Origin of the sequence: Thermomonas brevis, assembly GCF_014395425.1 — a bacterium.
GTDB classification, from domain to species: domain Bacteria; phylum Pseudomonadota; class Gammaproteobacteria; order Xanthomonadales; family Xanthomonadaceae; genus Thermomonas; species Thermomonas brevis.
Map to the genome: position 1 here is coordinate 2,429,686 of NZ_CP060711.1, position 20,486 is coordinate 2,450,171.

Sequence of the window (20,486 nt, forward strand, 5' to 3'; positions counted from 1 at the left end):
TCACGCCCCCAAGGCGCGCTCCTGAGTGGAACGATTTATCCGCGCTCATCCGCTCTGATCCGTGTCCAAGTTCCCGGCCTTTGCAGTGGCGATGGCGGCAAGCCGCGCCTTGCGCAGCGCCTCGCCGAACGCCGGGCCGGTGATGCCCTGCGCGGCGATGGCGTCGCCGCGCACCGCCATCGCCGCCGCGTGCAGGCGGCGCAGCGTGTTCGCCTGCGGATAATCCGTGTCGGCCAGGCCCGCGCGGCCGCGCGCGTCGGCTTCGCAGACGGTGGCGAGCTGGTCGATGCGGGCGGGCTTGCGGAAGCCGTCGCAGCGGGCGATCAGTTCGTGCACGGTCGCCGGCTTCAGTTCCGCGATGCGGTGGACGTTGAGATGCTCGCGGCTGGCGATCACCGCCAGCTCGCGATGTTCGTTCGGCACCTTCAGGCGCTGGCTCATCGCGATGGCGGGGGCGACGCCGCGCATCTCGTGCATCAGGTGCCGCGGCAGCACGTCGGCCGGCGTCAGCGCCTTGCCGAGGTCGTGGCACAGCGCCGCGTAGCCAATCAGATCGTCGCCGGGGGCGAGCCGCGCCGCCATGTCGCAGACCAGTTCGCAATGGATGCCGGTATCGACTTCCGGGTGGTAATCCGCGCGCTGCGGCACGCCGTACAGCGCATCGACTTCCGGCAGCACCGCGCGCAAGGCATCGGCTTCGCGCAGCGTGCGCAGAAAGGCGGCGGGCGAGGCGCAGCGCAGCGCCTTCGCCAGTTCCTGCCAGACCCGCTCCGGCACCAGCTCGGCCAGTTCGCCGCTGCCGGCCATCTCGCGCATCAGCGCCAGCGTTTCCGGCGCGACGCGGAAACCCAGCGGCGCCAGCCGGGCCATGAAGCGCGCCGCGCGCAGCACCCGCAGGGGATCCTCGACGAAGGCGTCGCCGACGTGGCGCAGCACGCGCGCCTCGATGTCGCGCGCGCCGCCGAACGGATCGGCCAGCGTTCCGTCCTGTGCCTGCGCGATCGCGTTGATGGTGAAGTCGCGGCGGCGCAGGTCATCCTCCAGCGTCACCGACGGATCGGCGTGCACCACGAAGCCGGTGTAGCCTCGCCCGGACTTGCGCTCGGTGCGCGCCAGCGCGTGCTCCTCGCCGGTATCGGGATGCAGGAACACCGGGAAGTCGCGGCCGACCTGGCGGTAGCCGGCATCGAGCATTTGCCGCGCCGTGGCGCCGACCACCACGAAATCGCGGTCGCCCGGCGGCAGGCCGAGCAGCGCGTCGCGCACGGCGCCACCGACGAGGTAGGTCTTCGCGGTGTCGGGAAGCGCGGTCATGGGGGGATGATGCCCGAGCGCGTCACCTGCCGCGCTTCGCGGGCTGTGCCGCCGCCGGAGCCGCTGGCGCGACGGACGCCGCGGGCGGTTCCGCCGGGCAGGCGAACGGCTTGCGCGACCCGCCGGTGAGGCCCTGCATGCGGTCGGTCAGGCGCAGCGCGTCGCCGTTGAGGCGCCAGTCGTACACGGTGCTGAAGCTGAGCACGCGCGCCACGTATTCGCGGGTTTCCTTGTAGCTGATGGTTTCGATCCAGAAGTCCGGATCCATCGCCGGGCGCTGCGACATCCAGCGGTTCAGCGGGGTCGGGCCGGCGTTGTAGCCGGCGATGACCTGGTAGGGCTTGCCGCCGTAGCGATCCATCAGCTGCCGCAGGTAGGCGCTGCCGATGGCGATGTTGGCGTCGGCATCGAACAGGGTGTCGCCGCCGCTCCACGGCTGGCCGATCTTCGCGGCGATCGCCGCGCCGGTGGCCGGCACGACCTGCATCAGCCCGCGTGCGTCGGCGCCGGAGCGCGCGTTGGGGTCGAACACGCTTTCGGCGCGGATCTCGGCGGCCACCCAGGCCGGATCGAGGTTGTTGCGCGCGGCCTCGCGGCGGATCGCGGCGTCGTGGTGCAGCGGGAAGCGCAGCCGGTACAGGCGCTGCTCCTCGGGATAGCGCTTGCCGCCGACGTTGACCAGGCCGAACACGGCGCGGTCGAACCAGCCGTTGTCCTGCGCCACTTCCACCGCCAGCCGGCGTTGTTCGTCGCCGAAGCGCGCCAGCGCGGCATTCCATTCGCGCGCGGCCCAGCCCTTGCGGTCGAGCTGGAACAGCTGCAGGGCGCGGACGATGTTCGGGTCGCGGGCGATGGCCTGCTTGGCCGCCGGCGCCGAGGCGGGCTGCCACGGGCACAGCGCGTACGGCTGGCCGAGGCGGTCGGCGGCGAGGAAGCCGTGGAAGTCGGGCTTGCGCGCGGCCTGCGCGTACAGCGCTTTCGCGCCGGCCGCGTCGCCGGTCAATTCGCTGGTGCGCGCGGCGAAGTACAGCCAGCGCGAATCGTTGCGCTGCGCGTCCGGCATGCGCCTGATCGCGGCCAGCGCGGCGGCCCAGTCGCCGCGCGACAGCGCTTCGCGCACGCGCCATTCTTGCAGGCTGTCGTCGTAGGCCGAGACGGGCACGTTGGCGAGGCGGCGTGCGGAATCGGGCAGGTAGGACGCCACCGTCCACAGCGCGATTTGGTACAGCACGCGGCCGTTCTCGTCGTCGCCGAACGTCAGCGCCTTCGCAACAACGGGCAGCAGCGCTTCGGCGCGATCCGGGTCGGCTTTCGCGAGCTTCGCCAGCGCGGTGGAGGCGACCAGCCGGCTGCGTGGCGTGCTCGGCCAGGTGGCGACGTCGGCTGCAGGCGCGTCGAGGTAAGCCGCGTACAGCGTCGCCTGCGCCGCATCCGCCGGTGCGGAGAAGCCGCGCGCGATGCTGCGCATCACGCCGGTCTGCGCGCCGGCGGCGGCCTTGTCGTAGCGTTCCCAGCGCAGCGCGTCGGTGAGGCCGCCCTGCGCGGCCAGCAGCGCGAACGGCGCGTCGCACTGCGCGGGCAGCGAACTGCCGCTGCTGCGCCACAGCGCCTGCGCGTCGGTGGTCCATTGCGCATCGGCGCGGTTCATCGCCATCAGCGCCTGCAGCCGCAGGCAGCGCAGTGCGGCATCGTCGATGCCGGAATCCCAGTTGGCGAGGAACGCCTGCCATTCGTTGCGCCGCGCCAGCGCGTTGAGCCAGTCGCTGCGGAACGGCGCGGCCACCGGTTCGCCCTTGCGCGTCGCGAGGAAGGCGTTGCCGCGCGCAACCGGCAGCGTGTCGAACTGCGTGCGCAGCGCGGCGTATTCCAGCCAGCCGGCCAGCGGCTGGCTGCGGAAGCCGGCCAGCGCCACGTCGTCCAGCCCGCCGCGGGCGGCGGCGTCGAACGCGGCCTTCAGCGCGGGATCGGGCGGCGCGATCTTCGTCGGCGCCGCCGCGATCAGTGGTACGGATGGCGACGCGGACGGCGGGGCCGACTGCGCGCGGACGGTGGCGGGAACGCAGGCCAGCAGCGGCAATGCGAGCAGCAGCGAGGGAGCGAACTTGTGCATCGTTCGACTATAGCCGAGCATCCATGAACGACTTTTTCGATGGCGTGCGATGTCCGCTCTGTTGCTCTATCTGGCGCTGGGCGCCTGTGCCGGCGTGCTCGCCGGGCTGTTGGGGATCGGCGGCGGACTGGTGCTGGTCGGCGCGCTGGCGTGGCTGCTGCCGACGCAGGGCGTGCCGGCGGAGGCGGCGATGCATGCGGCGCTGGCGAGTTCGCTGGCCAGCATCGTGCTGACCGCGGCGTCCTCGGCGCGCGCGCACCACCGGCGCGGCAGCGTGCTGTGGCCGACGGTGGCGTGGATGGTGCCGGGCGTGCTGCTGGGCGGCTGGCTGGGCAGCCGCTTCGCGATCGCGCTGGACGACGGTGTGCTGCGTTGGTGCGTGGCCGGCTACTGCTTCCTGGTCGCGGCGCAGATGCTGCTGTCGAAGCCGCGGGCCGGCGGCGATGGCGCGCTGGCGCCGCGCGGGCCGGGCTACACGCTGGCCGGCGGCGGCATCGGCATCGTGTCCGCGATCGTCGGCATCGGCGGCGGCAGCCTGACCGTGCCGCTGCTGGTCTGGCGCGGGGTGGCGCCGGTGCGGGCGGTGGGCACGTCGTCGGCCTGCGGCATCTTCATCGGCCTGGGCAGCGCGCTGGGCTACGCATTGCAGGCGCCGGCGGGCGCGCTGCCGCTGGCCGGCGCGGTGGGTTACGTCTACCTGCCGGCGGCGATCGGGGTGGCGGTGGCGTCGGTGCTGGCCGCGCCGTACGGCACGCGGCTGGCGCACGCGCTCAGCGGGCCGTCGTTGAAGCGGGTGTTCGCGGGCTTCCTGCTGCTGGTCGGCAGCGCGTTCGCGTACAGCGCGCTGCGGTAGCACGCGACGCCTTACTTGAAGGCGAGCTCCGGCACGTCCAGTTCCACCGACAGCGCCAGGTGGTCGGACTGCGCGGCCGGCATCGCCTGCATCGCGGTCACCGGCAGCGCCGGCGTCACCAGCATGTGGTCGATGGCGCGCTGCGGCCGCCAGGACGGGAAGGTGGGCACGCAGCGGTCCGGCGGCTGCAGCTTGGTCTTGCGGTACAGCGTCTGCATCTCCGGCTGCTCCGGATCGCAGTTGAAGTCGCCCATCAGCACCGCGTGCGGCAGGTCGGCGAGCAGGTCGGCGATGAAGTCGATCTGCGAGCGCCGCGACTGGCTGCCCAGCGAGAGGTGCGCCACCGCGACGGTCAGCGCGTTGCGGCCGTCGCCGAAGCTGGCGGTGAGCACGCCGCGTCCGCGCACCCGGCCCGGCAGCGGGTGGTCTTCGACCAGCCGCGGTTCCAGCTTGCTGAGCAGGCCGTTGGCGCTGGAGGCCACGCCGCCGACGCGGCGGTTGGGCTGGTGGCTCCAGTAGGCGAAGCCGGCGCGCTCGGCCAGGTAGTGGGTCTGGTTGGTGAAGCCGGAGCGCAGGCTGCCGGGATCGGCTTCCTGCAGGCCGACGATGTCGTGCCGGCCGGCGAGTTCGGCGATGGTGTCCAGCGCGCCGCGCTTGTTGCCCGCCGGCAGCACGTGCGACCAGCTGCGCGCCACGTAGTCGTGGTAGCCGCGCGTGCTGGAGCCGGCCTGGATGTTCGCGCTCAGCAGGCGCAGCCGGCGTCTGTCCATGGGCGTGCGATCAGGGCTTCGGCGCTTCCGTGCCGGTGGCCGGCGCGGGTTCGGCGGGCGCGGCGGCCGGCGCCGATGCGGCCAGCTTGGCGCGCTCCGCCACGATCAGCTGGTTGATGATGCGGAACATGTCGTCCACCGTCTTGCCCTTGACCCGGTACCTGCCGGCGATCAGGAAGGTCGGCGTCTGCATCTGGTCGCCCGCGAACGCGTCGGTCATGTACTGGCGGGCGCGGTTGATCTTGGCCGCCACCGCGAAGCTCTGCATGCTGGACAGGAACTGGTTGGGATCGACGCCGTAGTTGGCGTAGAACGCGGCGATGTCTTCCGGCTTGTCCATGCCGCGCTCGCCCTTGAGCGTGTTGTCGATGTGGATGGCGCGGAACATGGCGTCGTGGGTCTTGTCCACCAGGCCCATCGCGTCGGCGGCGTAGAACGCCTTGGCGTAGTTGTCCCAGGGGCCGCCGAACGCGGCCGGGACGTAGACGAAGTGCACGTCCGGCGGCAGCTTGGCCTTCATCGCCGCGACCGTGGGCTGCACGGCGGCGCAGAACGGGCAGACGTAGCCGAACAGCTCGACCACCTCGATCTTGCCGGGCGGCGTGTCGAAGGGCTGGCCGTTCGGGATCGCCACGTAGTCGGTGCCTTCCACCGGCGGCGGCGCCTTGGCGGCGGCTTCGGCGGCGGCCTTCACCGCGGCTTCGGCCTGCGCGGCGCGCTGCGGGTCTTCGGCGCTGGCCTCCTTGGCGGGTGCGATGGCGGTGGCGGACGCGGCGGCATCGGCGGCGGTCACCGGGGCCGGCGCATCGTTCTTGCAGGCCGCCAGCGGCAGCAGGGCGAGCAGGAGCAGGACGTGGCGCGAGACAGTCATGGCGGTTTTCGTCGGTCGTCAGGAACGGGAGGCGGCGGGCTTGGCCTTGGCGGGAGCGGGCTTGCCCGGTGCGGGTTTCTTCGGCGCCAGCGCATCGACCACGGCGCGCGCGTTGGCGAGCAGGTTGTCGTAGCTGTTGCCCAGGATCAGGTAGCGGCCGCCCACGATCAGCGACGGCGTGCCCTCGATCTGGCTGCGGCCGGCGAATTCGTAGGCGTGCTTCAGCTTCGGCAGCAGGGTGGCGTCGTCGGCCAGCGCGGCCTTGAGCGCGGCGGCGTTGACGCCCTGCACGCGGTTGGCGAAGGCGGTGACCTGCGCGGCGTCGGCGTTGCGCGGCAGTTCGCCGGTCTCGTGCACGGCGGCGAACAGGCGCGGATGCAGCACGGTCAGCGACTTGGCGGTCTGCGCGGCGAAGAACATGCGCGCCCATGGATCGTCGCGGCCGAACACGCCCGGCACCAGCACCAGCCGGGCGTGGGCGGGGAGCTGCTTCGCCCACTTCTCCAGCATCGGCGAGAAATGCGCGCAGTGCGGGCAGGTGTAGGCGAACACCTCGGCCACTTCCACCATCCCCGGCGGCAGCGGCTGGTAGGGCTGGCCGCCCTCGATGGCGCGGTACTGCACGCCTTCGGTCAGGCCGGGCAACGCCTGCTGCGCCTGCGCGGGCGCGAATGCGGAGGTCAGCAGCAGGGCAAGCGACAACAGCAGGGCGCGCATCGGGTCAGGCTCCAGCGGTCGGGAGGGCCGGGCCAGCATGCACGGGCCCGGGCCAACGCATGGTGAAGCGTCGCGCTCAGCGGGCGATGCTTTCCTTGGTGGTGCCGGGCTCGCGGGTATGCAGGCCCTGCACGTAGCTGGCCAGCGAACGGATTTCCTCGTCGCTCAGCGTCTTGGTGACGTCGGCCATCAGCTTGAAGTGCGCCGGGTTGGCGTAGGTGGTGGCGCCGGCGCGGTATTCCTCCAGGCGGCGCGCCACGTAGGCCGATTCCTGGCCGTGCAGGGCCGGGTAGGACGGGCCGGGGTTGCCGGCGCCGGACGGGCCGTGGCAGGCCATGCAGGCGGGGATGCCGCGGGCGGCGTCGCCGTTGCGGAACAGGCGCTCGCCGACCTGGTAGAACTTCATGCCCTTGTTCGCGCCATCGGCGATGGCGGTGTCGTCGGCCACGCCGGAGCCGGCCTTCTGCTTGGCGAACCAGGCGCCGACGTCGCGCATGTCCTGCGCGCTCAGCATGCTGGCGAACGGCACCATCACGCCGGCCAGGCCGCTGGTGCGCTGGCCGCTCTTGAACAGGTGCAGCTGCTCGGCGATGTAGCGCTCGGGCATGCCGGCGATGCGCGGGGCGTTCTGCTGCATGGCGTTGCCGTCCAGGCCGTGGCAGGCGGCGCAGGCGCCGGCCTTGCTCTGCCCGGCGGTGGCGTCGCCCCAGGTGGCGGGCTTCTCCTCCAGCGGCGCGGCCTGCACCGGGGCGTTGTCGGGCGCGGCGACGGGCGTGCTCTGGGCCCAGGCGACGGCGGCGAGGGCGAGGCAGGCAACACCGGCAAGGGCATGGACAGGACGCATGCGGAACTCCACATTCATTGGCGAGTGCGGTCGGATGACCGTCGAACCGGTGAATTATCGTCGGCATGCAGAAACCGGTCAAACCGCCACGAAAGCGGCGCGGGATGCGATCCTGTGCCGATGGCCGCTCCCAATCCGTTCGCCCGCGCCAGCTACCTGCTGGCCGCCCACAACTACCGGCAACTGCCGCCCGACGGCGGTTTCGAGGTGGCCTTCGCCGGCCGCTCCAACGCCGGCAAGTCCTCCGCCCTCAATGCCCTGTGCCAGCAGAACGCGCTGGCGCGGGTCTCCAAGACCCCGGGCCGCACCCAGCAGCTGGTGTACTTCGGCCTGCCGCCGCACGAGAACAAGTACCTGGTCGACCTGCCGGGCTACGGCTACGCCAAGGTGCCGCAGGAACTGCAGGCGCACTGGCAGGCGTTCCTCGACGGCTACTTCGGCTCGCGCGACGCTCTGCGCGGGCTGGTGGTGGTGATGGACGTGCGCCACCCGCTGAAGGAGTACGACCGGCAGATGCTGGGCTATGCCATGCGCCGCGGCCTGCCCGCGCACGCGATCCTGACCAAGGCCGACAAGCTCGGCCGCGGCGCCGCCGGCAACACCCTGCAGGCGGTGCGGATGGAGCTGTCGCGCAGCTTCGCCGACAGCGTCAGCGTGCAGCTGTTCTCCGGCGAATCGAAGCAGGGCGTGGACGAACTGCGCGCGGTGGTGGCGGGCTGGCTGGCGCTGTAGCCGCATTGCGCGCATCCGCGGAACGCTGAAAGCGCTGCCGCGATGCTGCGGCACGGCGGCGAGGCGGGCTATCCTGCCCGACCAATCCGATAGGCTCCGCCGATGTCCGGACCCAGCACCGCCAGCGACACGCCGATCACCGACCGCCGCCAACTGGTCGAAGTGCTGGCCTCGGGCGAGAAGCCGCGCGACGACTGGCGGATCGGCACCGAGCATGAGAAGTTCGGCTTCCGCCTCGACGACCTGCGTCCGCCGGCGTTCGACGGCGAGCGCGGCATCGAGGCGCTGCTGACCGGGCTCACGCGCTTCGGCTGGACGCCCTACCAGGAAAGCGTCGACGGCCAGCCGCCCCGCACCATCGCGCTGCTGCGCGACGGCGCCTCGGTGACGCTGGAGCCGGCCGGGCAGCTGGAACTCTCCGGCGCGCCGCTGGACACCATCCACCAGACCTGCAAGGAAGTCGGCAGCCACCTGCGCGAAGTGCGCGAGGTGGCCGACGAGCTGCGGCTGGGCTTCCTCGGCATGGGCTTCCAGCCGAAGTGGCGGCGCGACGAGATGCCGTGGATGCCGAAGGGCCGCTACCGGATCATGCGCGATTACATGCCGAAGGTCGGCCAGCTCGGCCTCGACATGATGACCCGCACCTGCACGGTGCAGGTCAACCTCGACTACGCCTCCGAGGCGGACATGGCGAAGAAGTTCCGCGTCTCGCTGGCGCTGCAACCCGTCGCCACCGCGCTGTTCGCCGACTCGCCGTTCACCGAAGGCAAGCCCAACGGCTACCTGAGCTACCGCTCGCACATCTGGACCGACACCGATCCCGACCGCACCGGCATGCTCGATTTCGTGTTCGAGGACGGCTTCGGCTACGAACGCTACGTCGACTACCTGCTCGACGTGCCGATGTATTTCAGCCATCGCGATGGTGAGTACGTCGACGCCAGCGGCAAGTCGTTCCGCAAGTTCCTCAAGGGCGAACTCGACGTGCTGCCCGGCGCGCTGCCGACGCTGCGCGACTGGAACGACCACATGACCACCGCCTTCCCGGAAGTGCGGCTGAAGAAGTACCTGGAGATGCGCGGCGCCGACAGCGGCCCGTGGAACCGCATCTGCGCGCTGCCGGCGTTCTGGGTCGGCCTGCTGTACGACGACGCGGCGCTGGACGCGGCCTGGGACCTGGTGAAGGACTTCACCCTGGCCGAGCGCCACGCGCTGCGCGACGGCGTGCCGAAGCAGGCGCTGAAGCTGCCGTTCCGCGGCGCCAGCGTGCGCGAACTGGCGATCGAGGCGTTGAAAATCTCGCACGCCGGGCTGCGCCGCCGCGCCAGGGCAGACGCCTGCGGCAGCGACGAAAGCGGCTTCATCGAACCGCTGCTGGAAATCGCCGAAGCCGGGCAGACTCCGGCCGAGCGCAAGCTGGAGCTGTTCCACGGCGAGTGGAACGGCAGCGTCGATCCGGTGTTCCGCGAATTCGCGTATTGATCCGCGTCCAACGTCTTTTCCCGCGCAACACCGGCAAACAGTCGCATCCGCAACCATTTGCTGCGTCGCACCAAAATTGCGCTAGCCTGCGGGGATGACGCCCGCCGACACGCCGCTGCGCGAGCAGCTCGAATTCGCCGACACCGACACTCCCTTGCGCGACGACGTGCGCCGCCTCGGCGCGATGGTCGGCGACATGCTGGCCGAGCAGGTGTCGCCGGCCTTCCTCGACCAGGTCGAAGCGCTGCGCCGGATCGCGATCGCCCGGCGCGAGCAGGACGAACCGGTGGACGCGCTGGCCGACCGGCTCGCGCAGGTCACGCTGACGGATGCCGAATCGCTGGTGCGCGCGTTCGCCGCCTACTTCGGCGCCACCAACATCGCCGAGCGCGTGCACCGCATCCGCCGCCGCCGCGACTACCAGCGGCTGGGCAGCGCGCCGCAGCCGGGTGGGCTGGAAGCGGTGCTGCGCGGCCTGCGCGACGAGGGCGTGACGCTGGCGGAATTGCAGGCGCAGCTGGCCGGCCTGTGCGTGGAGCCGGTGTTCACCGCGCATCCCACCGAGGCGGTGCGGCGCGCGCTGCTGCTGAAGGAAAAGACCGTGGTCGAGCGGCTGGTGGCCGACGTCGACCGCACCCGCACGCCGCCCGAGCGCCGCGCCGACGACGCGCGCATCCGCCAGTCGCTGACCACCGCCTGGCAGACCAACGAGGCGCCGCCGCAGCGGCCCAGCGTGGCCGACGAGATCGAGCACATCGGCTTCTACCTCGGCAGTGTGCTGTACCGCGTGCTGCCGGTGTTCTACGAGGCGTTCGCCGATGCGGTGGAAGCGGTCTACGGCGAGCGCGTCGCGCTGCCGCCGGTGCTGCGCTTCGGCACCTGGGTGGGCGGCGACATGGACGGCAATCCCAACGTCGGCGCGGCCAGCGTGCGCGACGCGCTCGCCGCGCAGCGCGCGCAGGCGCTGGGCTGCTACCTGGCCGACCTGCGCGCGCTCGGCGACATCCTCACCCAGAGCCGCGGCCACGCCGAGGTCGATGCGCGCATCGAGGCGCGCGCCGCCGCGCACCGCGCGCTGCTGCCGGAAGGCGCGGTGCGTTCGCGTCCGCGCCTGGCCGACATGCCCTACCGGCAGCTGCTGTGGGCGATGCGCGCGCGTTTGCAGGCGACCGGCGACGGCACGACAGGCGGCTATCCCGACGCGGCGGCCTTCATCGACGACCTGGCGCTGATCGATACCAGCCTCGCGACGCATCGCGGTGAACACGCCGGCCGCTTCGCCCTGCAACGCATCCTGTGGCGCGCGCGCAGCTTCGGCTTCCATATGGCGACGCTCGACCTGCGCCAGGATTCCGCCGTGCACGACCAGGCGCTGGCGGCGCTGGACGGCGACGCCGACTGGGCCGCGCGGCCGCTGCCGGAGCGCATCGGGCGGCTGCATGCGCTGATCGCCGGCGATGCGCCGGCGGTGCCGCAGGCGGCCGACGCTGCGGCGACGCTGGACGTGTTCCGCACCGTGCACGCGCTGCGCGGGAGCCTGGGCGAGCACGCGTTCGGGCCGTACATCATCAGCATGGCGCGCACCGCCGCCGACGCACTGGCGGTGCTGGCGCTGGCGCACCTCGCCGGCTGCGTGGCCGACGGCGAGGTGCCGCTGGACGTCGCGCCGCTGTTCGAGACGGTGGACGACCTGGAAGCCGCGCCGGGAACGATGCGCGCGCTGTTCGACGATCCCGCCTACCGCCGCCACATCGCCGCGCGCGGCGGCCGCCAGATCGTGATGCTGGGCTACAGCGACAGCGCCAAGGACGGCGGCGTGCTGGCCTCGCGCTGGGCCTTGCAGCGCGCGCAGGTGGAACTGCTGGACGTGGCGCACGAGGCCGGCGTGCAGCTGGTGTTCTTCCACGGGCGCGGCGGTTCGGTCAGCCGCGGCGGCGGCAAGACCGAGCGCGCGATCATCGCCGCGCCGCGCGGCTCGGTGGCCGGGCGCATGCGCGTCACCGAGCAGGGCGAGGTGATCCACCGCAAGTACGGTATCCGCGCGCTGGCGCTGCGCAACCTCGAACAGATGACCGGCGCCGTGCTGCGCGCCAGCCTGCGCCCGCGCCCGCCGGAGCCGCGCGAGGACGGCTGGCGCACGCTGGCGGCGGAACTGGCGCAGGTCTCGCGCGCGCACTACCGCGCGCTGGTGCACGAGCACCCGGATTTCCCAGCCTACTTCCGCGCCGCAACGCCGGTCGACGTGATCGAGCGCCTGCACATCAGTTCGCGCCCGTCGCGCCGCCGCGACGGCGGCATCGCCAATCTGCGCGCGATCCCGTGGGTGTTCTCGTGGTCGCAGAATCGCTCCGGCCTAACCGGCTGGTACGGCCTCGGCACCGCGCTGCGCCACGGCATCGACGCGCACGGGCTGGACGCGATGGCGGCGATGACGCGCGACTGGCCGTTCTTCGCCGCGATGATCGACGACGTGGAGATGCTGCTGGCGAAATCCGACATCGACATCTTCGAGCGCTATTCGCGCCTGGCCGGCGACCTGCACGCCGCCTTCTTCCCGCGCATCGCCGAAGAGTTCGCGCGCACTCGCGAAGCGATCCTCGCGATCAAGCGGCGCGACGCGCTGCTGGCCGACGACTACCGCCTGCGCCTGTCGATCCGCCTGCGCAATCCCTACGTCGATCCGATCAGCCTGCTGCAGGTGGAACTGCTGCGCCGCTGGCGCGAGGGCGGGCGCGAGGACGAGGCGCTGCTGCGCGCGCTGGTGTCCACGGTCAACGGGATTTCGGCGGGGATCCAGAACACCGGCTGACCGGATGCGGCGGGTATCATCGGCGCGATTCCAACCGCTTTCGGAGCACGCCCCATGAAATCCCGCGCCGCCGTCGCCTTCGCCGCAGGCCAGCCGCTGCAGATCGTCGAGATCGACGTCGAACCGCCGCGCAAGGGCGAGGTGCTGGTGAAGATCACCCACACCGGCGTCTGCCATACCGACGCCTTCACCCTGAGCGGCGACGATCCGGAGGGGCTGTTCCCCTGCGTGCTGGGCCACGAGGGCGCGGGCGTGGTGGTGGAAGTGGGCGAGGGCGTCACCAGCGTGCAGCCGGGCGACCACGTGATCCCGCTGTACACGGCGGAATGCGGCGAATGCCTGTTCTGCAAATCCGGCAAGACCAACCTGTGCACCTCGGTGCGCGCCACGCAGGGCAAGGGCGTGATGCCGGACGGCACCACGCGCTTCTCTTACAACGGCCAGCCGCTGTACCACTACATGGGCTGTTCGACCTTCAGCGAATACACGGTGGTCGCGGAGGTCTCGCTGGCGAAGATCAATCCGGAAGCCAACCACGAGCAAGTCTGCCTGCTCGGCTGCGGCGTCACCACGGGCCTGGGCGCGGTGAAGAACACGGCGAAGGTGGCCGAGGGCGATTCGGTCGCGGTGTTCGGCCTCGGCGGGATCGGGCTCGCGGTGATCCAGGGCGCGCAGCGGGCGAAGGCGGGGCGGATCATCGCCGTCGACACCAATCCCGACAAGTTCCCGATGGCGCGCGAGATGGGCGCGACCGACTGCGTGAATCCGAAGGACTTCGACAAGCCGATCCAGCAGGTGATCGTGGAGATGACCGGCTGGGGCGTGGACCACAGCTTCGAGTGCATCGGCAACGTCAACGTGATGCGCGCGGCGCTGGAATGCGCGCACCGCGGCTGGGGCCAGAGCGTGATCATCGGCGTGGCCGGCGCGGGGCAGGAGATCAGCACGCGGCCGTTCCAGCTGGTGACGGGCCGCAAGTGGTTGGGCACCGCGTTCGGCGGCGTGAAGGGCCGCAGCCAGCTGCCGGGCATGGTGGAGGAGGCGATGGCCGGCGACATCCGGCTCGCCCCGTTCGTGACCCACACGATGGGGTTGGAGCGGATCAACGAGGCGTTCGACCTGATGCACGAAGGCAAGTCGATCCGCTCGGTCGTCCATTACTGATTTTCTCCCTCCCTTTCGCGCTTGCGCGAAGGGGAGGGTTGGGGGTTGCTCTTGCTGCGTCTGGAGAGCACCCCTCTCAACCCTCCCCTTGGCCATCGGCCTACGGGAGGGGGCTGCCACGGAGGAACTCTGATGGAACGCATCGAACACCGCGCCTGCTTCGGCGGCTGGCAGGACGTGTACCGGCACGAATCGGCGGCGCTCGGCTGCACGATGCAGTTCGCGATCTACCTGCCGCCGCAGGCGCAGGACGGTCCGGTGCCGGTGCTGTACTGGCTGTCGGGCCTGACCTGCACCGAGCAGAACTTCATCACCAAGGCCGGCGCGCAGCGCTACGCGGCCGAGCACGGCATCGCCATCGTCGCGCCGGACACCAGCCCGCGCGGCGACGAGGTGGCAGATGCCGACGGCTACGACCTCGGCAAAGGCGCGGGCTTCTACGTCAACGCCACGCAGGCGCCGTGGGCGGCGCACTACCGCATGTACGACTACGTGGCCGACGAGTTGCCGGCGCTGGTCGAGGCGAATTTCCCGGTGACGTCGATGCGCGCGATCAGCGGGCATTCGATGGGCGGCCACGGCGCGCTGGTGGTGGCGCTGCGCAATCCTGGGCGCTACCGCAGCGTGTCGGCGTTCTCGCCGATCGTCGCGCCTGCGGGCGTGCCGTGGGGCGAGAAGGCGTTTTCCGCCTACCTTGGCGACGACCGCGAGGCGTGGACGCGCTTTGATGCCAGCGAGCTGGTGAAGTCGGCCGCGGAAAAGCTGCCGATCCTGATCGACCAGGGCGAGGCCGACGAATTCCTCGATACCCAGCTGAAGCCGTGGCTGCTGAAGGAAGCCGCCGACGCGGCCGGCTATCCGGTCTACCTGCGCATGCAGCCGGGCTACGACCACAGCTACTACTTCATCGCCAGCTTCATCGGCGAACACATCGCCCATCACGCGGTGGCGCTGCGCAAGTGATCATCAGCGCGTCAGGCGGAGGATCAAGCCAAGTATCGCCAGTGCGATTGAGGCAATAGCCAGAATGACGCTGTTTCGCAGGAAGCGCTTTCTACGCTCCAGCAAGTGCAGGGCCTGCTCGTTCTTCAATGCGGCGATGCGCGCTAGTTCGCGCGAGGGTTCCACGCTGGCGTTGACGTAGACATCGCGCACGTGCGAAGCCAACGCGGCGTCGAGGCGTGGAAGATGCTGGTCCAAGAAACGACATTGCGCATCATGCGCGGCATCGACATCGCCATTGGATGCAGCTGCATGATTAATGGCCCGCCAATGACTACGGGCCAGTTCGCGGACAATTTCGTCATCGTGCAGGTCGAGCGCGTCGAAGCCATCGGCCCGATAGGAGACAGGTAACGGAGTTCCAGGCAGAGGTGCAATGGATGGCAACACGCCACTCCTGCGTAGGCCCTTCATTATTTGTTGACGGCTCCATCGCTGGTAGCGCAGCAGGAGATGGAACAAGACCAGCGCCAGTGGAACCGGGCCAACCGCAAGAAGCACTCCCGACCAAGCCGTGCCACGTATCGATGGCGTCGGGCCTCCCAGCCAGAGATAGGGCTTTGATAGTGCTCCAAGCAGAGCTGGTGAAACTAGGCAGGAAAACAGGTTGCAGTAAGCGTAACCCAGCATCCGGTTGAACCGGCGTCGCCAACCGATAGGATGATCCAGATTCGGCCCTGAACCCGGATAGCGAAAAGCCACGAAGGCGATAAGTCCGGAGAGCAGATAAATGGCGATAACGGCTTTCGCAAAGAGATCCATATTTCCCCGGATAGGCATGCCGTCGGATTTATGCGGCGGGATACATTAAGTTGGGCAATGCCCGGCTGAAGCCGGCGGCGATGCACAGCTATGCCGGCGTGAAATCGGTATAGGCGAAGCGTCCGTCGCGCAGCACGGTGTCGCCGCGTTCGAGCGCGATGGGCGCGGCGAACATCGGGCCGGCGGAGACGCAGGTGTGGAACTCGCCGTTCTCGCCGCAGGGGTCGATGCCCGATGGCAACCCGGCCAGCAGGGCGGCGTCGAACGCGCGGCCGGCGAAGTCCGCGTCCAGCTGCGTGGTATCGACGCAGCACAGCGCCGCGCGCAGCCCGCCTTCGATCATCTCCCGCGCCAGCCGCGCGGTGTCGCTGCCGAACAGCGGGAACAGCGGCGTCCAGCCCAGCGAGGCGCACAGCGCTTCGCGCCAGGCGCGGATGTCGGCGAGGAACAGGTCGCCGTAGGCGATGTGGGCCAAGCCGGGCCAGCGTTCGCGGGCGGCGTCGAGCGCGCCGGCGAAGCTGGCGACGTAGGCGTCGTTGCCGGCGGCCCGCGGGATCCACGCTTCGATCACCGGCAGGCCGGCGGCGCGCGCCTGCGCGTGCAGCACGTCGCGGCGGATGCCCTGCATCGAGATGCGGTCGAAGCCCTCGGTCAGCGTGGTGAGCAGGCCGACGACCTCGACCTCGCCGCGCCGGCGCAGCGCATGCAGCGCCCAAGCGGCGTCCTTGCCGCCGCTCCACGACAGCAGCGCCGGGATCATCGCGATGGCGGCCGGCTCAGGCCGCGGTCACGTCGCGCAGCTGCCAGTGGTTGCCGGCCAGCAGCGCCATGCGCTGGCGCAGCAGCGCCGAGGACAGCCGGGTGTTGACGACCAGGTCGATGTGCAGGTCGTCCTGCTGGCCGCTGACGCGGGCGTCGGGGTCGGTGGCGCCCAGCGCCGGATCGACGTCGTCCGGCTCGTCCTGCTTGGCCTGCCAGCGCAGGAACAGGCGGTCGTCGCGCAGGGCGTCCTGCAGCTCCTCGGCGAAGCCGTCCGCGCCCTGCGAACGGAAGCTGAGGTCGGGATCGTTGCCGCGCGCGTTGGCGGGGTCGGGCAGGCGGATGTAATAGCGTGTCGTCATGTGCGGTATCGGAAATTGGGAAGGGTTGTCGTCTGTGGCGGGGCAGCCTAGCCGAACTTGTGCGGAGGCGCCGCGAACGCCACCACCAGCGCGCCCTTGCCCACGTTCACCAGTCCGGACAGGCCCATGAAGCTTTCGAAGACCTCGACCTTGCGGTCCGCGCAGACCTCGCGCAGCTGCTGGTAGCCCGGCAGCGTGCGCATCTCGTCCAGCGAGCCGCCGTAGCAGAGGTTCACGGTGGGCGTCAGCAGGCCCGCGGCGACGCGCTCGCCGGTGAAGTCGAACAGCTTCTTGCTGGCGGCGGCGAAGCCCTTGACCTTGCCGACCGGGCCGGTCTCGCCCTTGTTGCAGTGGAGGATCGGCTTGATGTCCAGCGCGGTGCCCAGCGTCGCGCTGAGGAAGCTGACGCTCTTGTCGCCGCGCTTCTTGATGCGGTTGCGCAGGTAGTTCAGGTCGGGCGGCACCATGTAGGCGTGGGTGTTGCCGGCCAGATGCTCCAGGTGCGCACGGATCTTCGGCGGGGACTCGCCGGCCGCGCGCATCCGCGTGGCTTCGATCACCGGCACGCCGACCCCGGCGAACACGTTCTGGCTGTCGATCACCCGCAGCGCGAACGGCGTGTTGTTGCCGGCGGCGGAGCGCACCGAGCGGTATTCGTTGAGGATGGTGTAGCTGGCCTGCACCGCGTTGTCGTGGATGCCGCTGCGGGTGCGGGTGGTGGTGATGCAGAACACGTAGTCGTAGTCGTGGATCAGCCGGCCCAGGAACAGGTCGTGCACCTGCTGCACGGTGAACGGCGTGGTCTCGGCCTCGAACGCGCGCGCGCCGGTTTCGCCGCTGAGGAAGTTCATCGTCGCTTCCTCGTTGCGCACGTCGGCCAGCACCGCCTGGCCGATCTGCACTGTCACCGGCAGGATGGTGATGCTCTCCCGTTCGATGAAATCGCCCGGCAGGTCGCATGCCGAGTCCGCGATGATTCCGATGCGCATTCGCCGCCCCCGTTCCTCTCCGATGCCCCGAGCGTACACCGGACCCCCGCGCGGATGCATGCGGCAAGGCCGCATGCGCCGTGCGGCGGTTCAGCGGGCGGTGTCGGGATACGTCCGCGGCAGGCCGCTGTCGGGGTGCAGGTAGCGGTCGCGCAGTTCGGTCTGGCGGCTGCGCATCGGGATCGCGCGGCCGTCCAGCCAGACCTGCCGGGCGACGCTGGCGACGTCGAGCGGATCGCCGCTCCACAGCACCAGGTCGGCGCGCTGGCCGACCGCGATCGTCGCGCCCAACTGGCCGCCGAGGCCGAATGCCGCGGCCGGCGTCGAGGTCAGTCCGGCCAGCGCGGCGTCCCACGGCAGGCCGTTGGCGACGGCGTTGCCGGCCAGCTGGCGGATCTTGCGCGCGTTGTGGGAGGCGTCGTTGAACTGCGAGAACGACACCTTCACGCCAGCCGCATGCAGCCGCGCGGCGTTCTCCAGCGTCGCGCCGAGGCTGTCGAAGTCGGCCGGCAGGTCGGCCAGCGCGTCGACGAACACCGGCACGCCGGCGGCGGCGATCTGCGGCGCCACCTTCCAGCCTTCCGCCGCGCCGAGCAGCGCGACGTTCACCCCGCGCCGCTTCGACCAGCGCAGCAGGCGGACGATGTCGGCGGCGCGCTGGATGCGCACGACCACAAGCGGCTTTGAAGCCGGGCCGTCGCCGCCGAAATACTTCGCCAGCGCCGCGCGGCCGGCGGGCGTGAGCAGCGCGAACCGCGAGTCCGGCGCGATGCGCCCGCGCGATTCGTCGATCAGCTGGTCCAGCAGCATCCACTGCGCGGCGCGCGAATGGCCGCTGAGGTTGGCGCCGTCGCCGCCCAGGGTGACGAACAGCGCGCGCGGGCCGACCGCGTCCAGGCTGCCGTCCAGCCGCACCGCGCCGCCCTGGCCGCCGATGAAGGAGCCGCCGGAGCGCGTGCCGGCGGACAGCATCGTCCAGCCGATGCCTTCCACCCGCGCCACCGGCACGAGGATCGATTCCGGGTTGTAGGCCAGGGTGACGTCGAACTCCGGCCGCACCTGCATGTCGGCGGCGTTCGCGCCCAGCGCCAGCGCGTTGTCCACGGTGGCCGATTCGCCGGAGACTTCCTCCACGCCGATGTCGGTGATGCCGCCGAACAGCGCCGGCGTCAGCGGCTTGCCCTGCGCATCGACCACGGTGGCGCCGGCGGCGGACAGGCCGCTGCCGACGGCGGCGATGCGGCCGTTCTTCACCAGCACGTCGGCGTTCTGCAGCGTGCCGCGCGCGCTGGCGGTGTGGACGGTCGCGTTGCGGATCAGCAGATCCTGCGCGCTGGCGTTGGTCGTGCACAGCAGGCAAGCCAAGGCCAGCATGATGCCGGCAATGAAGCTGCGTCTTGCCCCCTCCCTTTCGCCGAAGGCGAAGGGGAGGGTTGGGGAGGGGTGCTCTTGCGCTTGCGCGAAAGGCACCCCCTCCCGGCCTTCCCCTTGCGCGCTGCGCAAAGGGGAGGAGAAAAGCCGGGCATGCGCGCTCATCGCACACCTCCCGACACGATGTCCTGCCCCAGCAGGAAGTCCGAGGTCGGCTGCCGCGCCGGATCGCGCCGGTCGTACAGCCGCGCGCCGTCCACGTAGACCTGCTCGGCCTGCGCGTAGCTGCTGAACGGATTGCCGTTCCACACCACCACGTCGGCCATCTTGCCGGCCTCCAGCGTGCCGGTCTGGGCGTCGATGCCCATCGCCTTGGCGGGATTCGCGGTCAGCCACTGGATGGCGTGCTCAGGCGCGATGCGGATGCCGATGCGGCCGGCGCTCGCGATCGCCTTCGCCGCCTCCTGGTTGAGTCGCTGGATGCCTTCCTCGGAATCGGAATGCACGATCGCGCAGCTGCCCGGCACCCGGTCCACCAGCGCGATGTTCTCCTGGATGCCGTCGAAGCTTTCCATCTTGAAGCCCCACCAGTCCGCCCACAGCGCCGCGCACACGCCCTCGGCGGCGAGACGGTCGGCGAGCTTGTACGCCTCCACGCCGTGGTGGAAGGCGGCGATCCGGAAGCCGAACTCCTTCGCCAGGTCGAGCATCGTCGCCATCTCGTCGGCGCGGTAGCAGTGGATGTGCACGCGGATGTCGCCGTTGATCGCGGCGGCCAGCGTGTCCAGCTTGAGGTCGCGCTTGGCTTCCGCGTCCTTGCCGCCGGCCTTGCGCTTCTTCAGGTAATCGGCGGCGTCGGCGAACGCCGCGCGGTAGCCGGCCACGTTGCCCATGCGCGTGGCCGGGCCGCCGCGCTGGCCGTAAACGCGCTTGGGGTTCTCGCCGCAGGCCATCTTCAGGCCCCAGGGCGCGCCCGGGAACTTCATGCCCTGGTAGGTCGGCGACGACACGTTCTTCAGCGTCACCCCGCGCCCGCCGATCAGGTTGGCGCTGCCCGGCAGCACCTGCAGGGCGGTCACGCCGCCGGCCAGCGCGGCGTGGAAGCCGGGGTCCTGCGGCCAGATCGAATGTTCGGCCCAGACGTTGGCCGTCACCGGCGCGGTCATTTCGTTGCCGTCGCTGTGCGAGCTGGTGCCGGGACTGGGATACACGCCCAGGTGCGAGTGGATGTCGATGATGCCGGGCGTGACCCACTTGCCGGTGGCGTCGACGCGGATCGCATCGGCGGTGGTTTCCAGGCCGTTGCCGACCGCGACGATGCGGCCGTCGCGCATCAGCACGTCGGCATCGTCCAACCGCGCGCCGGTGCCGGTCAGCACGGTGGCGTGCTGCAGCAGCACCGGCGGAGAGGCGACGCGGCGGTAGGTGCTGGGATACGGATCGGCGGCGAAGTCGTAGGGCTTCGCGGGCGGTGCCTGCTCCTGCGGCGCGCTGGCGCAGCCTGCCAGCAGCGCCGCCAGCACGGCGACGGTCAACGGTTTCATGCGGTGGTCCCCGGCGCACGAAGGTGCGATG

At 70.8% G+C, this 20,486-nt stretch carries 17 protein-coding genes and 1 pseudogene; 6 read left to right on the top strand and 12 right to left on the bottom strand.

The window, feature by feature from the left end:
- Positions 1-45: 45 nt before the first annotated feature.
- Together H9L17_RS11195 and H9L17_RS11200 are read right to left on the bottom strand one after the other, a co-directional pair.
- Complete coding sequence (locus tag H9L17_RS11195; protein ID WP_187569523.1) at positions 46-1,314, bottom strand: multifunctional CCA addition/repair protein; 1,269 nt, start codon at positions 1,312-1,314, stop codon at positions 46-48.
- Positions 1,315-1,336: 22 nt separating this feature from the next.
- The gene (locus H9L17_RS11200; protein WP_187569524.1) at positions 1,337-3,424 is read right to left on the bottom strand and encodes a lytic transglycosylase domain-containing protein; all 2,088 of its coding nucleotides are present in this window, start codon (positions 3,422-3,424) and stop codon (positions 1,337-1,339) included.
- 49 nt (positions 3,425-3,473) lie between these two features.
- Here H9L17_RS11200 and H9L17_RS11205 point away from each other — a divergent pair, with 49 nt between their 5' ends.
- On the top strand, positions 3,474-4,277 hold the full coding sequence (locus H9L17_RS11205) for a sulfite exporter TauE/SafE family protein (RefSeq protein ID WP_187569525.1): 804 nt from the start codon (positions 3,474-3,476) through the stop codon (positions 4,275-4,277).
- Between the two features lie 11 nt (positions 4,278-4,288).
- Here the strand turns inward: H9L17_RS11205 and H9L17_RS11210 are convergent, their stop codons facing one another.
- The 4 genes and pseudogenes from H9L17_RS11210 to H9L17_RS11225 all read right to left on the bottom strand — a co-directional run bounded on the left by H9L17_RS11210 (position 4,289) and on the right by H9L17_RS11225 (position 7,497).
- A complete protein-coding gene (locus H9L17_RS11210) occupies positions 4,289-5,047 on the bottom strand; it encodes an endonuclease/exonuclease/phosphatase family protein (RefSeq protein ID WP_187569526.1) in 759 nt (252 codons plus the stop codon).
- A 79-nt stretch (positions 5,048-5,126) separates the two neighbouring features.
- Positions 5,127-5,918: pseudogene (locus tag H9L17_RS11215) on the bottom strand (thiol:disulfide interchange protein DsbA/DsbL); the annotation flags it as partial.
- An 18-nt stretch (positions 5,919-5,936) separates the two neighbouring features.
- Complete coding sequence (locus H9L17_RS11220; protein ID WP_187569528.1) at positions 5,937-6,635, bottom strand: thiol:disulfide interchange protein DsbA/DsbL; 699 nt, start codon at positions 6,633-6,635, stop codon at positions 5,937-5,939.
- A gap of 76 nt (positions 6,636-6,711) precedes the next feature.
- Positions 6,712-7,497 (bottom strand): c-type cytochrome, encoded by a 786-nt coding sequence (locus tag H9L17_RS11225; RefSeq protein ID WP_425507333.1) that lies wholly within the window; start codon positions 7,495-7,497, stop codon positions 6,712-6,714.
- A gap of 102 nt (positions 7,498-7,599) precedes the next feature.
- Here H9L17_RS11225 and yihA point away from each other — a divergent pair, with 102 nt between their 5' ends.
- The 5 genes from yihA to fghA all read left to right on the top strand — a co-directional run bounded on the left by yihA (position 7,600) and on the right by fghA (position 14,629).
- Positions 7,600-8,211, top strand: a complete 612-nt coding sequence (gene yihA / locus H9L17_RS11230) for a ribosome biogenesis GTP-binding protein YihA/YsxC (protein ID WP_187569530.1) — start codon at positions 7,600-7,602, stop codon at positions 8,209-8,211.
- A 102-nt stretch (positions 8,212-8,313) separates the two neighbouring features.
- Positions 8,314-9,693, top strand: coding sequence for a glutamate--cysteine ligase (locus H9L17_RS11235; RefSeq protein ID WP_187569531.1), 1,380 nt, complete (start codon positions 8,314-8,316; stop codon positions 9,691-9,693).
- A gap of 94 nt (positions 9,694-9,787) precedes the next feature.
- Complete coding sequence (gene ppc / locus H9L17_RS11240; RefSeq protein WP_187569532.1) at positions 9,788-12,502, top strand: phosphoenolpyruvate carboxylase; 2,715 nt, start codon at positions 9,788-9,790, stop codon at positions 12,500-12,502.
- Between the two features lie 54 nt (positions 12,503-12,556).
- The gene (locus tag H9L17_RS11245) at positions 12,557-13,666 is read left to right on the top strand and encodes an S-(hydroxymethyl)glutathione dehydrogenase/class III alcohol dehydrogenase (protein WP_187569533.1); all 1,110 of its coding nucleotides are present in this window, start codon (positions 12,557-12,559) and stop codon (positions 13,664-13,666) included.
- A 132-nt stretch (positions 13,667-13,798) separates the two neighbouring features.
- Positions 13,799-14,629 carry an S-formylglutathione hydrolase gene (gene fghA, locus H9L17_RS11250; RefSeq protein WP_187569534.1) on the top strand — a complete coding sequence of 277 codons (831 nt, stop codon included), beginning with the start codon at positions 13,799-13,801 and terminating at the stop codon, positions 14,627-14,629.
- 3 nt (positions 14,630-14,632) lie between these two features.
- Here fghA and H9L17_RS11255 read toward each other — a convergent pair whose 3' ends face one another.
- The 6 genes from H9L17_RS11255 to H9L17_RS11280 all read right to left on the bottom strand — a co-directional run bounded on the left by H9L17_RS11255 (position 14,633) and on the right by H9L17_RS11280 (position 20,455).
- Positions 14,633-15,448: a hypothetical protein gene (locus H9L17_RS11255; RefSeq protein ID WP_187569535.1), complete on the bottom strand. Its 816-nt coding sequence runs from the start codon at positions 15,446-15,448 to the stop codon at positions 14,633-14,635.
- Positions 15,449-15,518: 70 nt separating this feature from the next.
- Positions 15,519-16,190 carry a Dph6-related ATP pyrophosphatase gene (locus tag H9L17_RS11260; RefSeq protein WP_187569536.1) on the bottom strand — a complete coding sequence of 224 codons (672 nt, stop codon included), beginning with the start codon at positions 16,188-16,190 and terminating at the stop codon, positions 15,519-15,521.
- A gap of 16 nt (positions 16,191-16,206) precedes the next feature.
- On the bottom strand, positions 16,207-16,551 hold the full coding sequence (locus H9L17_RS11265) for a hypothetical protein (protein WP_187569537.1): 345 nt from the start codon (positions 16,549-16,551) through the stop codon (positions 16,207-16,209).
- Between the two features lie 47 nt (positions 16,552-16,598).
- The gene (locus tag H9L17_RS11270; RefSeq protein ID WP_187569538.1) at positions 16,599-17,540 is read right to left on the bottom strand and encodes a DegV family protein; all 942 of its coding nucleotides are present in this window, start codon (positions 17,538-17,540) and stop codon (positions 16,599-16,601) included.
- A 90-nt stretch (positions 17,541-17,630) separates the two neighbouring features.
- Positions 17,631-18,914: an amidohydrolase family protein gene (locus tag H9L17_RS11275; protein ID WP_187569539.1), complete on the bottom strand. Its 1,284-nt coding sequence runs from the start codon at positions 18,912-18,914 to the stop codon at positions 17,631-17,633.
- A gap of 158 nt (positions 18,915-19,072) precedes the next feature.
- Positions 19,073-20,455: an amidohydrolase gene (locus H9L17_RS11280; protein WP_187569540.1), complete on the bottom strand. Its 1,383-nt coding sequence runs from the start codon at positions 20,453-20,455 to the stop codon at positions 19,073-19,075.
- Positions 20,456-20,486: the final 31 nt, after the last annotated feature.

What these genes read in the sequence shown, in the direction of transcription:
- H9L17_RS11195 (WP_187569523.1), bottom strand. Translation starts at nt 1,314, where the DNA reads ATGACCGCGCTTCCCGACACCGCGAAGACCTACCTCGTCGGTGGCGCC.
- H9L17_RS11200 (WP_187569524.1), bottom strand. Translation starts at nt 3,424, where the DNA reads ATGCACAAGTTCGCTCCCTCGCTGCTGCTCGCATTGCCGCTGCTGGCC.
- H9L17_RS11205 (WP_187569525.1), top strand. Translation starts at nt 3,474, where the DNA reads ATGTCCGCTCTGTTGCTCTATCTGGCGCTGGGCGCCTGTGCCGGCGTG.
- H9L17_RS11210 (WP_187569526.1), bottom strand. Translation starts at nt 5,047, where the DNA reads ATGGACAGACGCCGGCTGCGCCTGCTGAGCGCGAACATCCAGGCCGGC.
- H9L17_RS11220 (WP_187569528.1), bottom strand. Translation starts at nt 6,635, where the DNA reads ATGCGCGCCCTGCTGTTGTCGCTTGCCCTGCTGCTGACCTCCGCATTC.
- H9L17_RS11225 (WP_425507333.1), bottom strand. Translation starts at nt 7,497, where the DNA reads ATGAATGTGGAGTTCCGCATGCGTCCTGTCCATGCCCTTGCCGGTGTT.
- yihA (WP_187569530.1), top strand. Translation starts at nt 7,600, where the DNA reads ATGGCCGCTCCCAATCCGTTCGCCCGCGCCAGCTACCTGCTGGCCGCC.
- H9L17_RS11235 (WP_187569531.1), top strand. Translation starts at nt 8,314, where the DNA reads ATGTCCGGACCCAGCACCGCCAGCGACACGCCGATCACCGACCGCCGC.
- ppc (WP_187569532.1), top strand. Translation starts at nt 9,788, where the DNA reads ATGACGCCCGCCGACACGCCGCTGCGCGAGCAGCTCGAATTCGCCGAC.
- H9L17_RS11245 (WP_187569533.1), top strand. Translation starts at nt 12,557, where the DNA reads ATGAAATCCCGCGCCGCCGTCGCCTTCGCCGCAGGCCAGCCGCTGCAG.
- fghA (WP_187569534.1), top strand. Translation starts at nt 13,799, where the DNA reads ATGGAACGCATCGAACACCGCGCCTGCTTCGGCGGCTGGCAGGACGTG.
- H9L17_RS11255 (WP_187569535.1), bottom strand. Translation starts at nt 15,448, where the DNA reads ATGCCTATCCGGGGAAATATGGATCTCTTTGCGAAAGCCGTTATCGCC.
- H9L17_RS11260 (WP_187569536.1), bottom strand. Translation starts at nt 16,190, where the DNA reads ATGATCCCGGCGCTGCTGTCGTGGAGCGGCGGCAAGGACGCCGCTTGG.
- H9L17_RS11265 (WP_187569537.1), bottom strand. Translation starts at nt 16,551, where the DNA reads ATGACGACACGCTATTACATCCGCCTGCCCGACCCCGCCAACGCGCGC.
- H9L17_RS11270 (WP_187569538.1), bottom strand. Translation starts at nt 17,540, where the DNA reads ATGCGCATCGGAATCATCGCGGACTCGGCATGCGACCTGCCGGGCGAT.
- H9L17_RS11275 (WP_187569539.1), bottom strand. Translation starts at nt 18,914, where the DNA reads ATGCTGGCCTTGGCTTGCCTGCTGTGCACGACCAACGCCAGCGCGCAG.
- H9L17_RS11280 (WP_187569540.1), bottom strand. Translation starts at nt 20,455, where the DNA reads ATGAAACCGTTGACCGTCGCCGTGCTGGCGGCGCTGCTGGCAGGCTGC.